Here is a 15,554-nt window from a genome sequence, read left to right as displayed (position 1 = left end):
CCGTCTCGCGATACTGGGTCAGCCGGCTGTGCTGGCGCAGCGATTGGGTGACGTCGGCATGCCAGTCGGCCTGCGGGTAGGCGGCGAACACCGTGCCCACCGTGTCGAGCACGTCGACATCCTGGAAGAGGCAGCAGTTTTGCCGGACATCGAGCAGGGCGAGCCAGGGTTCGGCAACGATGCGGTATCGCGTCAGGCCACCGTCGCTGCCCAGCTGGGTTGCCTGGGTCACATAGCCATGCCAGACACGGCGGCTACCGTCCGCCAGTTGCAGCCGGAGGGTGAGCTCTTCGCCGATGAGGGCATCGAGCGCGAAGTAGGCGTGTGTCGACAGGCAGTCGATGGTGAAGCGGAAGGTTTCGGAGACGGCTTCGCGGGCGCTGAAACGTTCGACCACCAGGGCAGCGTCGGGCAGCGCGGTAGCGATGTCGATGAGCCGGGCATGCTGTGAAATGAAGGGCGGAAGCGACAACGGTGTCATGGCGGATGCTGCGCCTTGGGTGGGGGCGTTCAGGGCAGGGTGATCGTGAGGGTCGGTGCGCGCGGCGCCAGCTGGACGATCTCCTGGAAGGGCGCCAGGGTCGCGTCGACGGTGGTTTCGGCGTAGTGGTTCAGGCCGATGAAGGCGAGCAGGCCGAACAGCGACAGCACCGAGGCCAGGGCCCAGACGGGGATTTCACGCTTGAGCACGTGAACGACCTGGTCCGGCGGCATCGCGCGCGGGGCGAACGTGGCCGCCTTGCCTTTGAGATGGGCGATGTGTTCGCCGAGTTGGGCGGTGAGGTACTTGAGCTTTTCGGGCCCCTCGAGCAGGTATTTGCCCTTGAAGCCGAGCAGCAGGCACATGTGGAACACTTCGAGCGCGTTGAGTCTGCCGGCGCCACCATTGCGGGCGGTTTCGAGTTTGTCGAAGAAGTGCTCGCCGGCGAGCTGGTCGCCGAACAAGGCCAGCTGGAGCGGGCGCCGCTCCCAGGCGTCGCGGATGGTGCTGCGCGAGGAGAGGATGGTTTCATCGACGGCGGCGCAAAAGGCGTATTTGGCGTCGAACACGTCTTCGCTATTGAAGTGGTGCTTCTTGGCCGTGCGCTCGAAATGGTCCAGGAATTTCTGGATCTGCGTCGTGAAGGTGTCGGCATCGCTGGGCGCGGTCTGGTTGCGCAGCAGGATGAGCATGTAGAAGCCGTCGTAAAGCAGGTCCACCAGCGAGCGGGCGTTGGTCTCGGGCGCGGATTTGCGAGGGGCGGGGGTGTCTGCGAAGAGTGTCGGAGGCGAGTTCATGGGGTCACGGCAATCAGTTCAAGCTTGAGGTCCTGGTAGCTTTCGGGCGCGTAGATCATGATGGATTGCGCCTTGAGCATGCGTTCGTACAGCGCGCCGCGTGTGTCCAGCGCGAAGTAGGTGGCACCGGGGCGGACAGGGATGGCCGCGGGCACCTGGGCGGCGTGATTCAGCTGCACGCCGGACATGGCGGACAGCACCAGCTTCTCGACATCGTCCGGAGCGCCGATCTTCAAGCGCAGCGGGACGGAGTCGATCAGTTCGGATTGCGGGTGGGAGGCGCTGATCGACAGGTAGAAGGTGGTCTCGTCGGTGATCTTGTCGGAGTCGAGGCGTCCGGCATGGAATGCGGGTTTGGGCTGGGTCAGCGCGATCGAGAAGTAGCGGGTTGAAATCACCGTGTCGAGCAGATCGCGCAGGATGATGTCGATGCGGGTGAAGCATGGCCCCGGCGCGGCATGGTCGTAGGACGGCAGGTCGTTGAGCGAGTGTTGCTTCGAGAACGTCAGCAGGCCGCCGGCCAGTCGCAGCAACTCCTGGAACAGGCGCTCGGGATGAAGCTCCGGATTCTTGAACAGATGGGTGAGGGCGGCACAGGCACTGCTGGCGGTGTGCAGCAGCCAGAAGGATGCGATATCGCCTGAGCGGAATTCGATGATGTTCTGCGACGGTTCCCGATGGACGCCGTACAAAGCTTCGACCTTGGCACGCAAGGCATCGATCTGACGCCGCAGCATCAACACCAGCATGGGGGCGCTGCGCAGGCTGACCGAGGGCGGCAGGAAGGCGGGGTCCCGTTCGAAGCCGTCGCTGGTGGTGCGGCGGATGCGCACCAGCGCGAGCGTGGTGTACTGATCGCGAGGCTCGCTGGAAGACTTGAGGTACGACAGCGTGCTGAGCGTGCTGATCTGCGCCTCCGAGGCGTCGGTGAACAAATCGGAGATATCGCGCGGCGCGATGAGAAAGCGTGCCTGGCCGGCATCCGAGGCGTTGTCGGCGGCGTTGCCGCCATGCATCTTGACCTGATGGATGGCGAGGTAGAACTCCGTGCTGGCCTGGTCGCTGACCAAAGGGTCCAGCGCGACCGGGGGCGGGAGTTGATCGACATCGGGGGCGGTGAAGGGCGTGCCGTCGGGCAGGATCGCGTCGATGCGGTTGAAACGCAGCGTCCCGCTCTTCAGGGCGTCGGCGTCGAGATCCAGATCCTTGATGCCCCAGGCGAACGGTTGAGCCGTCATCAATGCATGGCGGCTCAGGGTCTCGGCATACGCGTCTTGTTGCTGGAAGTGTTGCGGACGCAGGAACAGCCCCTCGCCCCAGAGAATTTTTGCACTGCGCATCGAGATCCTTGGTCTATGCGTTGCACTGGACGCCAGCGAGCGTCCGCACGAAATCGGTGGAGGAGGTGTCGGACAGTACGCCGCGGCCGGCGGTGAGCGCGCACGCGTGAGCGCCGACCGTGATGCCGGTATCCCGCGAAGCTTCTGCATCGAAGGCGATCTTCCAGCGGCCGCGTGCAGGGGCATGGAACAAACCCACGACACCGATGGTGGTGCCGCCCTGGGGCAGCTGCTGAAGCAGCTCGTAGTGCTTTCCGGGGATGAGCACGACGTCCTTGGTGGCGATCAGTTCGTCGCCAAGCAGGGCACGCCCGGCATCTTCGCCGCTGGCCATGGCATAGGGGAGCGTATCGAATGCGCGGTGGCTGCGCAGCTGATAGATCCGGACGACCAACGACAGCGCGCGCCCGTCGGCGGTGGTGTTGAGCTCCTTGCCCGCCGAAATGCTCAAGGGCACGTCTGTCGTCTTTGGCGCGTCCCCACCGTTGTCCGTTTTGATGCCGGCGAGTTGCATGGCGATGTTGACGGCAGCCCCGGCCGCCTGAACCGCGGAGGTCGCGGCGCATCCACTGACGGCAAGCGCGCTCGCGACACAAATCACGCAAAACCAGATGATGGATCTCATGGCGGCCTTCGGTTGCCTGTTGTTGTATGACGTGAAAATTTTTTGATCCGTCATGCTAGCATGCGCATGTCGTATGCCAAAACGTTGTTTTAAAGAAGGCGAGACTGTACTATCTTGCCCTTCGCGGCGCAATCTATTGGCATATCGTCGATTGCGTCGGCGTGGAAAGGTTTGATTTGTAGGGGGTTTTGGGTTGATGGCAATGAATCGTATGTACGCGCTGCTCGGGCTGTTGGTGCTGGTCGGACTGCAGGGGTGTGCCACGCAGCCCGTGGCGTTGACGCAGGAGGGCTTTTCCGCCGCCATGGAGCTGTCCGGTGCGAAGGTGGATGCGCTGGTGGGCGAGAAGAAGCTCGACGAAGCCGTCGGCGTGCTGACCCGGTTGGCGGAAGAGAACCCGGCGCAGAAGGCGCCCTGGGTTCGCTTGGCTCGCATCCATTTCGATGCCGAGAACTACGGCGGTGCCATCGTGGCGGCCGATGAGGCACTGCAGCGCGACAGCACCGACCGGACTGCCAAAGGCTTGCGCGCCGTCAGTGGCTTGCGTGTCGCGACCGAGTCGCTTGCCGAGTTGCGCGATGACGTCAACCTGAAGGGATCGGCGCGTGCCGATGCCGTCAGTTTGGCCAAGGTGTTGCGCGAGACGCTGGGCGAGGAAGTGCTCGTCCCCCCGATGTCCGAAGAGGCGCGACGTGAGCAGGAGGCGCTCGAAGCGAAGGAGGCGCGCGCCAAGGCCCGCCGCAAGGTTCGCCGTGCCCCCGTGGTGTCGTCTCCGGCGCCGCGCCAGGCATCCGTACCCGTAGTGAACGGCGACCCATTCAGCGTGCTCAAGTAGGTAATGGTTGGAGCGTCGATGTGCGCCGTGTGGCCTATGTGCTCCGGCAGAGAGATCTGAAGGTCTGATTGGAGAAGTGTTGTGGCAAAAAAAGAAAGCGTTCAGAAGCGACTGCAGAAGGTGCGACCGCCGCGCGTACAGCTGACGTACGACGTCGAACGGGGCGATGCGATCGAGCAGAAGGAGCTTCCCTTTGTCGTCGGTGTGCTGGGTGACTATGCGGGTCAGTCGGAGCAACCTCAGGGCAAGCTGCGGGATCGCAAGTTCGTGAACATCGATCTCGACAATTTCGACGATGTGATGGAGGGGCTTGCGCCGCGTGCGGCATTCCGGGTCAAGAACCGTCTCACCCCCGAGGGGGGCGAGCTTGCCGTCGATCTGACCTTCAATCGCTTTGAAGACTTCCGCCCCGAATCCGTCGTCGAGCAGGTCGAACCCTTGCGTCGTCTGCTTGAAGCGCGCTCGAAGATCGCTGATCTGCGCAACAAGCTCGCGGGCAACGAGAAGCTGGAGGATCTGTTGGTTGACGTGCTCAAGAGCACCGAACAGCTCCAGCGTTTGGGCGGTGACAAGGCAGAGGAGTCGGGCGAATGAATACCCAGGTGGCAGCGCAGGCGTCGGTTGCTGAGGCCTCTGACAGCAATCTGCTGGACAAGATCATTGAAGACAGCCGGGTCGCCCGTTCGGACAACGAACGCGCCCGGGCGCGCGACATCATCAGCGAGTTCGCCTCCCAGGTGCTCGAGGGCGAGGTCGTCGTCTCCGAAAACCTGGCGGCATCGCTCGATGCGCGGGTGGCCGAGCTCGACCGACTGATTTCCGAACAGCTCAGCGAAGTCATGCATGCGCCCGCATTCCAGGCGCTGGAGGGCGCGTGGACCGGCTTGCACTATCTGTGCAAGCACACGTCGACCGGCGAGCAGATGAAGATCAAGTTGATGAGTGCGACCAAGAAGGAGCTCGTACGGGACTTCAAGACCGCCATCGACTTCGACCAGAGCGCACTGTTCAAAAAGGTGTACGAAGAGGAGTTCGGCACCTTCGGTGGCGCCCCCTTCGGTTCGCTGATTGGGCAGTTCGAGGTCACGCGACAGCCGGAAGACATGTACTTCATCGAGCAGATGTCGCATGTGGCGGCCGCGTCGCACGCTCCTTTCGTGACGGCCGCTTCGCCCGAACTGTTCGGGCTCGATGCCTTCACCGATCTGAGCAAGCCGCGCGACCTGTCAAAGGTGTTCGATACCGTCGAGTACGCGAAGTGGAAGTCGTTCCGCGATTCCGAAGACTCCCGCTACGTTGGTCTGGCGCTGCCGCGCTTTCTGGGGCGGCTGCCGTACAACCCGATCGACGGCGTCACGACCGAAGGCTTCAATTTCGTCGAAGACGTCGATGGGGCAGACCACAGCAAGTATTTGTGGTGCAACGCGGCGTTCGCATTCGGTGCCCGGCTGACCAATGCCTTCGAGAACTACGGCTGGTGCGCCGCCATCCGGGGGGTCGAGGGCGGCGGGTTGGTCGAGGATCTGCCGACCCATACCTTCCGCACCGACGAAGGCGAGATCGCGCTCAAATGCCCGACAGAGGTGGCAATCACCGATCGGCGCGAGAAGGAACTCAGCGATCTGGGGTTCATCCCGCTGGTTCACTGCAAAAACACCGACTTTGCCGCCTTCTTCGGCGCCCAGTCGGCACAGAAGGCCAAGAAATACGACACCGATTCGGCCAATGCCAACGCGTCGCTGTCTGCCCAGCTGCAGTACATCTTTGCCGTGTCGCGGATCGCCCACTACATGAAGGCCATGATGCGCGACAAGATCGGTAGCTTCGCCTCCTCGGCCAACGTCGAAACCTATATCCAGCGCTGGATCGATCAGTACGTCACGGCCGACGACTCGGCGTCTCAGGAAACCAAGGCGCAGTACCCGCTCCGCGAAGCCTCCATCGAGGTCAGCGAGGTTCCGGGGCGCCCCGGTGTGTATCGCGCAGTTTCGTTCATTCGACCGCATTTCCAATTGGATGAACTGTCTGTGTCCCTGCGGCTGGTGGCCGAGTTGCCCCAGTCGAGCAAGGGATGATTTTTCTCTGCCATAACCCTAGAGGGGATCAAACGTGAAGGATATTTACGTCGAGTTTAAAGGTAGTGACATCAAGGGGGATTCCCGCGATGCCAAACACAAGGACACGGTCGAAGTGTCGACCTGGAGCCACACGATTCGCCAGCCGAAATCGGCCACCGCGTCGGGTTCGGGCGGCCATACGGCCGAGCGGGTCGAGCATGGTGAGATGGTGTTCACCAAGGATATCGACGGCTCCAGCCCCAAGCTCTATCAGGCGTGCTCGTCGGGTCTGGTGATCAACGATGTGGTGATCTACTTCTACCGTGCCTATGGCGGCAAAAACACCGCGGGCAACCCCTCCGGGACCCAGAACCGTCATCAGTACCTCAAGATCGAACTCAAGAATGCCATCATCGCCTCGGTGTCGCCGGCAGTCACTGACGAAGGCATCCCGCAGGAAACCTTCTCGCTGAAGTACTCGGCCGTGAAGTGGACCTACGATGAGCTGAATATCGACGGCACCAAGTCCGGCAAGGTCAATATCCAGGGGGCCTGGAACCTGGCCAAGAACACGCCGAACCTGACCTGATCGCACCTGCGATGACGACGAATGGCGGAGGCATCCTCCGCCATTCTTTTGGGATGTCTGCATGAAAGGTTTCGAACCGTCACTGTTCGACAAGCTGTTCGACGATTCGCCGGTCCAGGCCTCTCGCCGCCGCCTATCGCTGGACGAACTCAAGGATTCGGTCGCGCGGGATCTCGAGGCCTTGCTCAACACGCGTACCGTCGTCGACGAAACCCGGGCAAGCCGTTTTCCCCAAGGATTGCGTTCCGTCGCCAGTTTCGGTTTGACCGATTTTTCCGGCATGAGTCTGGCGAGTGTCAATGATCGTCGAACGATCTGCGAGGCCATCGAGCGGGCCATCGCACGGCACGAGCCGCGCCTGCAGGATGTCCAGGTCGAGCTGGAACTCGATCGGCGCTCGATCAATGCCTTGTTTTTCTCCATCCGGGCGATGCTGGTGGTGCGTCCGGCGCAGGAGCCCGTGAACTTTGACGCCATGCTGAAGCCGACCACGCTGCAGTACTCGATCAGCCGACAGCGCTGACGCGACGGAAATATTTCGATGGAAGAGCTCCTGCCGCATTACGAGCGCGAACTGGCTTTCCTGCGGGGGCATTCGCGGGAGTTTGCCGAACGCTATCCGAAGATCGCCGGGCAACTGCTTCTGTCTGGCGAAGGGTGCGACGACCCCCATGTCGAGCGCATCATCGAATCGCTTGCCCTGCTGACGGCGCGGGTCAGCAAGAAGCTCGAAGACAGCTACCCGCATTTCACCGAGGCCTTGCTCAACGTCCTCTATCCACATTACCTGCGGCCGTTTCCCAGTTGTTCGATCGCGTTCTTCGACACCAGCGGTGCCGAGCTTCAGCTGTCGTCGCCACAGCGGATTGAACGTGGCACCGAGTTGTTGTCGCACCCCATCAAAGGCGCGCGATGCCGGTTCCGCACGGCCTGGGCGGTCGACCTGCTGCCGGTGACGGTGGCCGGGCTGAGCTTCGACCCCGTGGCCCGGGCGCCCTCCGGTGTGCGCCTGCCGGTCGGGTGCAGCGCGATCCTGTCGGTCAGCCTGGAGATTTCGGCGCCGGAAGGGCGTTGGGCGACCTCCGCCATCGATCGCCTGCGCTTCTACATCGATGCCGAGCCCTCGGTTTCGGCGGCCTTGCGTGACGCGCTGTTTCTCCGCCTGGCGGCCACCTTCGTTTCCATGGACGATGCCATTTGGCAGCGGGCAGGCGAGGGCGTTGTGCAGGAGGTCGGGTTCGGCGACGACGAGGCCTTGATCGACATGCCGGCCACCGGGCATGCGGCCTATCGTCATCTGACCGAGTACTTCGCGTTTCCGGAAAAGTACAACTTCGTGGATCTGAGCTTGGCGTCCCTGCCGGCAGCTGCGAAGCAGGGTCGTCGTCTGAATGTACATTTCGCGCTGACCGGTCTGCGTGCCGATGGCGACGCTTCCCGGCTGCTCCAGACCTTGACGGCGCAAAATCTTCGCCTGGGTTGCGTGCCGGTGGTGAACCTGTTTTCGCAGCGTGGCGACCCCATCCGCTTGAGCCATCGCACGGCAACCTATCCCGTCGTGGCCGACAGCCGACGGGCCTTCGCTTACGAGGTCTACGCGATCGATGCGGTGCAGCGCGTGCGCCAGAGCCCCCACGGGGAGTCGATCGTCGAATACCGCCCCTTCTTCTCGCTGCGCCATGGGGAAACGCCGGGGAACCAAGGCAACTATTGGTTCGCACAGCGCAATGCGCTGGTGGCCGAGCACAGCCCGGGTTTCGAGACCGAGCTGTCCTTGGTCGATGCGGATTTCGACCCGGTCACGCCGAAGACGGATGTGCTGAGCGTCCAGCTCACCTGCACCAACCGCGACCTGCCGACGCTGATGAGCGTCGGGATGGCGACCGGCGACCTGTTTCTCGAAGGCGGCACGGGCGCTCGATCGGTCAGGCTGTTGCGCAAGCCGACACAACCCTGTCGCTTCGACCACCGGCATGACGGCCAGTGGCGATTGATTTCCCATTTGTCGCTCAATCATTTGTCGCTGACCAGCAGCGGCCTCGACGCCTTCAAGGAAATGCTCGCGCTCTACGATCTGCAGCGCACCGCCGCGTCGCGACGCCAGATCGACGGTATACAGGCGATCGATCATCGCGCGGCCACGGCCTGGTTGCCCGGCAAACCGTTCGCCAGCTTCGTTCGCGGTCTGGAGGTCACGCTCACGCTCGACGAAGGCAGTTTCGTCGGCAGCGGGCTCGACATCTTCGCCCGCTGCATCGACCGCTTTCTCGGTTTGTATGTGCACCTCAATAGTTATATCCAACTGGTCCTGATTTCCGGTCGAACCGGCGAGGAGCTGATCCGATGTGCGCCGCGCACCGGCGAATCGATCCTGGCCTGATCGACCAGCTCGCCGAAGCGCCGCAGCGCTTCGAGTTCTTCCAGGCCGTGCGCATGCTCGAGCACTGGACCCGTCGCTCACGGCCGTTGCGTGACGGCGATCCGGTGTCCGACCGGATCCGCTTTCGCAATTCGCTCTCCCTGAATTTCGCGCCGAGCGATCTGGAGAATCTCGAGATCACGCCGCCCGCCGAAGCCGGACAGGGCACGCGGGCAGCCTATGTGCACGTGACGCCCCGTTTCATCGGTCTGCTCGGCTTGCATGGTGGCCTGCCAGCCCACTACACCGAGCGGATTGCCCGGCTCGACCGCACGCAGCGGGAGCTCGGCTCGGGGGCGTTTTTCGACATGCTGTCGAATCGTCTGGTCGGCCACTTCTACCGGGCCTGGAAAAAGTACCGGCTCCCGGTGCAGTACGAATACGACCGCAAGAACCGCTTCTTGCCACTGGTGCTCGCCTTGTCGGGGCTGGGGTTCGACGCGCTGCGCGATCGCCTGCACCAAGGGCCGGGGTCGATCGACGACGAATCCATCGCGCATTTCGCCGGCCTGTTGCGCCAGCGGCCGGTGTCGGCCGCCGCCCTGCAGTCGGTGCTCGCCACCTACTTCGGCGTACCGATCCGGATCGAGCAGTTCGTCGGCAAATGGTATGCATTGCCTGCCGGGCAGCGCTCCGTCCTCGGCGGCCAGAATGCCGCCCTCGGTAAGACCTGTCTGCTTGGCGAGCGCGTCTGGCAGCGCAATTTGCGGGTGCGCGTGCATATCGGGCCGCTCGATCACGCGTCCTACCTCAGTTTTCTGCCAGGCGGCGAATTCGCCGCAGTGCTCGAAAAGCTCCTCACCCTGGCCACCGGTTACCAGTTCGAGTACGAAGTGCGGCCGGTGTTGCGGGCGGCCGATGTGCACCCGGTTCGCCTCGGCGCCGGCGGCGGTGCCCGCCTGGGATTCGACAGCTTCATGATCACCCGCCCCGCCGCCGCCGACCGCAGCGACACCGTTTTCGAACTCCATTCCGCCCATTGATCCGTTCTATCTCACCTTCGGTAAGCCATGAGTACGTCTCTCAAAACCCTGATCAGCAAACTCAATCCCCTGTGCCGCACGGCGGCCGAGCGTGCCGCCAGCATCTGCATGTCCCGCGGCCACTACGAAGTGGATCTCGAACACCTCTTTCTCAGTTTGCTCGAACAGGCCGACAGCGATTTGATGGTCATCGTCAAACGCTGCGGGATCAGTCCGGGCGCGCTCGAACGCGATCTGGGGCGCGAAATCGAGCGCTTCAAGTCGGGCAATAGCCGGACGCCGGTGTTCTCCCCGCATCTGCCGCGCCTGTTCGAGCAAGCGTGGCTGATCGCCTCGCTGGATGCCCGGCTGCCGCGCATCCGCTCCGGGCATTTGCTGCTTGCCTTGCTGACCGATCCGGACCTGTCGCAACTGGCGCTGCGCGCCTCGGCGCTCTACAAACGGGTTCGGCTCGACGAGCTCAAGCACGATTTCGACAACTTGACGGCCGAATCGAGCGAAGCCCTCGATGCGGCAGCCCGGGCCGACGCGGCGGCATCCGCGGAGGCGGGCGCAGCAGAGCCGCTGGCAACGGCGCACGAGAACGCGACCCAACGCCCGGCGCTGGACCAATTCACGACCAATCTCACGCAGCGCGCCGCCGACGGAAAGATCGATCCGGTGATCGGCCGGGATGCCGAGATCCGGCAACTGATCGACATCCTCATGCGGCGTCGGCAGAACAACCCGATCCTCACCGGTGAAGCCGGCGTCGGAAAGACCGCCGTCGTCGAAGGGCTGGCGCTGCGCATCGCGACCGGCGATGTACCGCCGCCGCTCAAGGACGTGGGCCTGCACCTGCTCGATCTCGGGCTGTTGCAGGCGGGCGCCAGCGTCAAGGGCGAGTTCGAGAACCGTCTCAAGAACGTCATCGACGAGGTCAAACAGAGCCCGACGCCCGTGATCCTGTTCATCGATGAAGCGCACACCATGATCGGCGCCGGAGGCCAGAGCGGGCAGAACGACGCGGCCAACCTGCTCAAGCCTGCGCTGGCCCGCGGCGAATTGCGCACCATTGCCGCCACCACCTGGGCGGAATACAAAAAATACTTCGAAAAGGATGCCGCCCTGGCGCGGCGCTTCCAGGTCGTCAAGGTGGACGAGCCCTCGGAAGTGCTGGCAGCCGCCATGCTTCGCGGCATGGTGCCCTTAATGGAAGCGCACTTCGGCGTGCGTGTGCTCGACGATGCCGTCACCCAAGCCGTTCGCCTGTCGCATCGCTACATCAGCGCCCGCCAGCTGCCCGACAAGGCGGTCAGCGTGCTCGATACCGCCTGCGCCAAAGTAGCACTGGGCCAGAGTGCAACGCCGGCCCAGATCGACGACGCCGAAAAGCGCCTGCTCCGCGAGCGGGCCGAACTGGCTGCGCTCGAGCGCGAAGCGGCCAGCACGGCGGCCCATCGTCAGCGCATCGCCGAACTGGTGACGGCCATTGCACAAACCGAAGCCTCGCTGACGGCGCTGCGTGATCGCTGCGCGCAAGAGACCGAGCTCGTTCAGCGCCTGCTGACGCTGCATCAACAGCTCGAACGCCGTGGCCAGACGGACGGCGGGTCCGCCGCCGATCAGGACGAAGCCCAGGCCGAACTCGAACGTCTCACCGCCCAACTGCATGCCCTGCAGGGGGAGAGCCCGATGGTGCCCTTGCAGGTCGATGGCGTCGTGGTGGCCGAGATCGTCTCGTCCTGGACTGGGATCCCCCTGGGCAAGATGGTCAAGGACGAGATCAAGACCGTCCTCAATCTCAAGGCGCTGCTCAAGGAAAGGGTGATCGGGCAAGATCATGCCCTCGACGCCATCGCTCAGCGCGTACGGACCGCCCGCGCCAATCTTGATGATCCCGACAAGCCGAAGGGCGTGTTCCTGTTCGTCGGCCCCTCCGGCGTCGGCAAGACCGAGACGGCGCTTGCCCTGGCCGATGTGCTCTACGGCGGCGAGCGCAAGCTGGTCACCATCAACATGAGCGAGTTCCAGGAGGCCCATTCCGTGTCGGGCCTCAAAGGCTCCCCGCCCGGATATGTCGGTTACGGCGAGGGTGGGGTGCTGACCGAGGCCGTGCGTCGCAACCCGTACAGCGTCGTGCTGCTCGACGAGGTCGAGAAGGCCCACCCCGATGTCCTCGAGCTGTTCTTCCAAGTGTTCGACAAAGGGGTTCTGGACGATGCCGAGGGACGAGAAGTCGACTTCCGCAATACGCTGATCATCCTCACCAGCAACGTCGGCTCCAGTCAGATCATGCAGGCCTGCCTGAACAAGGCGGCCGATGCGCTGCCCGCGGCGGACGCGCTCGCCGAGGCCCTGCGTCCGGCCCTTTACAAGGTGTTCAAGCCGGCCTTTCTCGGGCGCATGAAAGTCGTTCCGTACTACCCCATTTCGGATGCGGTACTGCTCGACATCATCGCCCTCAAACTGGGCCGCATCCGGGATCGCGTCCGGGCCAACCACAAGGCCGACTTCGGCTGGGATGGCAAGCTGGTCGACACCGTGCTGGCGCGATGCACAGAGGTCGATTCCGGCGCGCGCAACGTGGATCACATCCTCAACGGGACGCTGCTGCCAGAGATGGCGGAGGCGGTGCTGAGTCGAATGGCCGATGGCGAGGCCATTGCACGGATCAAGGTCAGCGCGACCCGTGGCGGTGATTTTCGCTACGCGATCAAGTGAGTGCTGTGTCGGGCACGGCTTGGCTGATGCGGAGGTTCTGAGGGCAGGCGCATGAGCGCCCTCGGCCGTTTGGTTCGCGATCGGTGCCGGCGGATGCTGGTGCGGGGCAGGGCGGCCCATGGGTAGCGCCTCGCCGTCCGGCCTCGGGCAGAAGGGAGGATTGCGGTCATGGGCACCCCCGATGCCAGTATCTTCCGGCGCCCCGTCGTTGCCACTCGGCGCTTGGCTGGCACGCGCCGCCGCGATCGACGCTGGGGTCAGCCAAGGCCGCATCGAGTGATGCGTTCGAGGCCCTGATCTTGTTGCATCTGGCCGGTGTGGGCGCCCAGCAGTTCGACTATGTGGCGCAGCCCGAGGCCTTTCGGTCGGTCCGGTCGCCTCGGCACTGAGCGTCGCGCAGGCGCAGATCGAACGCGAGGTGGGCGGCAGCATTGCAACGGCAGAGAACCGTCATGCGCCGCGAGCGGCGCGATGCCGCAAAAACAAAAAAGGCCCGCATGAGCGGGCCGATTTCGAGTGGTGGGCGGTACTGGGATCGAACCAGTGACCCCTGCCGTGTGAAGGCAGTGCTCTACCGCTGAGCTAACCGCCCACTCAAGAAGAGCGCGCATTTTAGGCGGCGTTTAGGCAGACGTCAAGTCGTCTGTGTGCTTTGTGATTTGACGTAGAATACGCGCTCGATTTTTCACCGATCCGATCTGCCCATGGCCTCCCTTGTCCGCACCCGTTTTGCACCGAGCCCGACCGGTTTCCTTCACATCGGCGGGGCACGCACTGCCTTGTTCTCATGGGCGTTCGCGCGCCACCATGGCGGCCAGTTCATCCTGCGGATCGAAGACACCGACGTGGAGCGCTCCACGCCCGAGGCGGTTCAGGCCATTCTGGATGGCATGAAATGGCTGGCGCTCGACTGGGACGAAGGCCCGTTCTACCAGATGCAGCGCATGGATCGCTACCGCCAGGTGGTAGCCGAGCTGCTGGACAAGGGCCTGGCCTACAAGTGCTATGCCAGCCCGGCGGAACTCGACGAGATGCGCGAGGCGCAGCGCGCCCGTGGCGAAAAGCCGCGCTACGACGGTCGCTGGCGCCCGGCTCCGGGCAAGACCTTGCCGACACCGCCCGACGGCGTGGCGCCGGTCATCCGGTTCTGCAACCCGATCGACGGCACGGTGGCCTGGGACGATCTGGTCAAGGGGCGCATCGAGATCGCCAATGCCGAGCTCGACGACCTCATCATCGCGCGACCGGACGGCACGCCGACCTACAACTTCTGCGTGGTGGTCGATGACTGGGATATGGCCATCACCCATGTCATCCGCGGCGACGACCATGTCAACAACACCCCGCGCCAGATCAACATCCTGCGCGCCCTGGGCGCCGAGGTGCCGGCCTATGCGCACCTGTCGATGATCCTCGGGGACGACGGACAGAAGCTCTCCAAGCGTCATGGCGCGGTGAGCGTGATGCAGTATCACGAAGACGGCTACCTGACCGAAGCGGTCATCAACTACCTGGCGCGCCTGGGCTGGAGCCACGGCAACGACGAAGTGTTCTCGCGCGACCAACTGGTACGCTGGTTCGACCTCGACCACATCACGCCCTCGGCCGCGCAGTTCAACACCGAGAAGCTCAACTGGCTCAATGCGCACTACATCAAGGCCACCGACGACAAGGTGCTGGCCGCCGACACGGCCAGCCGGCTGGCGCGCCGGCAGGTCAATCCGGAGATCGGGCCGGCGCTCGATACGCTGGTGGCGCTGTACAAAGAGCGGGTGTCCACGCTCAACGAGCTGGCCGATGCCGTCGAAGCCTTCTACATCGATGTGCACCCGTCCGAAGAACTGCTGATCCAGCACCTGACCGATGCCTCCCGCGCCGCACTGGCCGATCTGGCCGGCGAGTTCGAGGCCTGCGAATGGCAGCGCGAGGCGATCAGCGCGGCGATCAAGGCGACCATGAAAACCCATGGACTGAAGATGCCGCAGGTGGCCATTCCGCTGCGGGTGGTGTTAGTCGGGCAGCCGCAGACGCCGGCCATCGACGCAGTGCTCGAAGCGATGGGGCGCGACACGGTGCTGGCCCGGATGCGCCGCTACCTGTAACGGCACCTCGCGCATCGTCGCCAAACCCCGCCGCGGCGGGGTTTTTCATTGGCTGTCCGACGACATGTCGGCGGGCGCCTCGGGCTCGATCCAGTAGGTTTGCTTGTGGCCGAGCGATTCGAAGCGGGCGCGTTCGCTGTCCGCCTGTTCGCGGCTGAGGGCGCGCATCACCACGAAGCGGTTGCCGTTGTCGTCCATGCGGCAGAGCCGGTAGCGTTGCAGGGCGAGAGCGTGCTGCACGCTCGCCGGCACTGTGTCGCCCGGGCGGCAGCCGATGCGCTCGGCGCGCCGGTTGCAGTGGGTCAGCCGGCCGCTGTGCCAGGTGTCGAGGGCGTCACCGATGCGGGCGCTGTCATGGCCGACGGCCGCGGCGCAAATGCCGGCCGCGTCGAGGAGGTCGAGCGCGACGATGCCGGCCTTGTCCTTGCCGATGCCGGCATCGTTGAAGATCACCAGCGATGGCGGATGGGCCAGCGCGTAGTCGGCAGCGCTCTGGCCGCCATGCGAGCCGCAGACGACGATCTGCCCTCGGTCGTCCGGCTGTAGTTCGGCAATCGAGTCGAGCACGCGTACGTGCTCGAAAGGGGGTTCCAGTGTGTGGCGCATACGGCCGATTGTGACCG

The 15,554-nt window shown here is 64.0% G+C and carries 14 protein-coding genes and 1 tRNA gene; 9 read left to right on the top strand and 6 right to left on the bottom strand.

Annotation, left to right across the window (positions count from 1 at the left end):
- The 4 genes from I8J34_RS21585 to tssJ all read right to left on the bottom strand — a co-directional run.
- The coding region (locus I8J34_RS21585; protein WP_255553137.1) for a contractile injection system protein, VgrG/Pvc8 family at positions 1-481 on the bottom strand (481 nt) is incomplete at its 3' end.
- 29 nt (positions 482-510) lie between these two features.
- The gene (gene icmH / locus I8J34_RS21580; protein WP_214363706.1) at positions 511-1,278 is read right to left on the bottom strand and encodes a type IVB secretion system protein IcmH/DotU; all 768 of its coding nucleotides are present in this window, start codon (positions 1,276-1,278) and stop codon (positions 511-513) included.
- Positions 1,275-2,618 (bottom strand): type VI secretion system baseplate subunit TssK, encoded by a 1,344-nt coding sequence (tssK, locus tag I8J34_RS21575; RefSeq protein ID WP_214363705.1) that lies wholly within the window; start codon positions 2,616-2,618, stop codon positions 1,275-1,277. The genes icmH and tssK overlap by 4 nt, the downstream gene beginning before the upstream one ends.
- Positions 2,619-2,631: 13 nt before the next feature.
- Positions 2,632-3,297: a type VI secretion system lipoprotein TssJ gene (gene tssJ, locus I8J34_RS21570; RefSeq protein ID WP_214363704.1), complete on the bottom strand. Its 666-nt coding sequence runs from the start codon at positions 3,295-3,297 to the stop codon at positions 2,632-2,634.
- A 157-nt stretch (positions 3,298-3,454) separates the two neighbouring features.
- Here tssJ and I8J34_RS21565 point away from each other — a divergent pair, with 157 nt between their 5' ends.
- The 8 genes from I8J34_RS21565 to tssH all read left to right on the top strand — a co-directional run bounded on the left by I8J34_RS21565 (position 3,455) and on the right by tssH (position 12,829).
- Complete coding sequence (locus I8J34_RS21565) at positions 3,455-4,078, top strand: tetratricopeptide repeat protein (RefSeq protein WP_230411950.1); 624 nt, start codon at positions 3,455-3,457, stop codon at positions 4,076-4,078.
- An 81-nt stretch (positions 4,079-4,159) separates the two neighbouring features.
- Positions 4,160-4,672, top strand: a complete 513-nt coding sequence (tssB, locus tag I8J34_RS21560; RefSeq protein ID WP_214363703.1) for a type VI secretion system contractile sheath small subunit — start codon at positions 4,160-4,162, stop codon at positions 4,670-4,672.
- An 8-nt stretch (positions 4,673-4,680) separates the two neighbouring features.
- Positions 4,681-6,153, top strand: a complete 1,473-nt coding sequence (gene tssC / locus I8J34_RS21555; protein WP_230411949.1) for a type VI secretion system contractile sheath large subunit — start codon at positions 4,681-4,683, stop codon at positions 6,151-6,153.
- 34 nt (positions 6,154-6,187) lie between these two features.
- The gene (locus tag I8J34_RS21550; RefSeq protein ID WP_214363701.1) at positions 6,188-6,724 is read left to right on the top strand and encodes an Hcp family type VI secretion system effector; all 537 of its coding nucleotides are present in this window, start codon (positions 6,188-6,190) and stop codon (positions 6,722-6,724) included.
- A gap of 61 nt (positions 6,725-6,785) precedes the next feature.
- Positions 6,786-7,247 carry a type VI secretion system baseplate subunit TssE gene (gene tssE / locus I8J34_RS21545; protein ID WP_214363700.1) on the top strand — a complete coding sequence of 154 codons (462 nt, stop codon included), beginning with the start codon at positions 6,786-6,788 and terminating at the stop codon, positions 7,245-7,247.
- Positions 7,248-7,265: 18 nt separating this feature from the next.
- Positions 7,266-9,104, top strand: a complete 1,839-nt coding sequence (tssF, locus tag I8J34_RS21540; protein ID WP_214363699.1) for a type VI secretion system baseplate subunit TssF — start codon at positions 7,266-7,268, stop codon at positions 9,102-9,104.
- Positions 9,068-10,126, top strand: coding sequence for a type VI secretion system baseplate subunit TssG (tssG, locus tag I8J34_RS21535; protein ID WP_214363698.1), 1,059 nt, complete (start codon positions 9,068-9,070; stop codon positions 10,124-10,126). The genes tssF and tssG overlap by 37 nt, the downstream gene beginning before the upstream one ends.
- 27 nt (positions 10,127-10,153) lie before the next feature.
- A complete protein-coding gene (gene tssH / locus I8J34_RS21530; protein WP_214363697.1) occupies positions 10,154-12,829 on the top strand; it encodes a type VI secretion system ATPase TssH in 2,676 nt (891 codons plus the stop codon).
- A gap of 517 nt (positions 12,830-13,346) precedes the next feature.
- Here the strand turns inward: tssH and I8J34_RS21525 are convergent.
- Positions 13,347-13,421, bottom strand: a tRNA-Val gene (locus I8J34_RS21525).
- Positions 13,422-13,533: 112 nt separating this feature from the next.
- Between I8J34_RS21525 and gltX the strand changes: the two genes are divergently transcribed.
- Complete coding sequence (gene gltX, locus I8J34_RS21520) at positions 13,534-14,931, top strand: glutamate--tRNA ligase (protein ID WP_214363696.1); 1,398 nt, start codon at positions 13,534-13,536, stop codon at positions 14,929-14,931.
- 45 nt (positions 14,932-14,976) lie between these two features.
- Here gltX and I8J34_RS21515 read toward each other — a convergent pair whose 3' ends face one another.
- Entirely contained in the window at positions 14,977-15,537 is a 561-nt protein-coding gene (locus I8J34_RS21515; protein ID WP_214363709.1) for a hypothetical protein, read from the bottom strand.
- Between the last annotated feature and the right edge of the window lie 17 nt (positions 15,538-15,554).

This window comes from Denitromonas iodatirespirans, assembly GCF_018524365.1.
Lineage (GTDB): Bacteria > Pseudomonadota > Gammaproteobacteria > Burkholderiales > Rhodocyclaceae > Nitrogeniibacter > Nitrogeniibacter iodatirespirans.
Note: the sequence above shows the minus strand (reverse complement) of the source record. Positions and strands in the feature narration are given on the sequence as shown.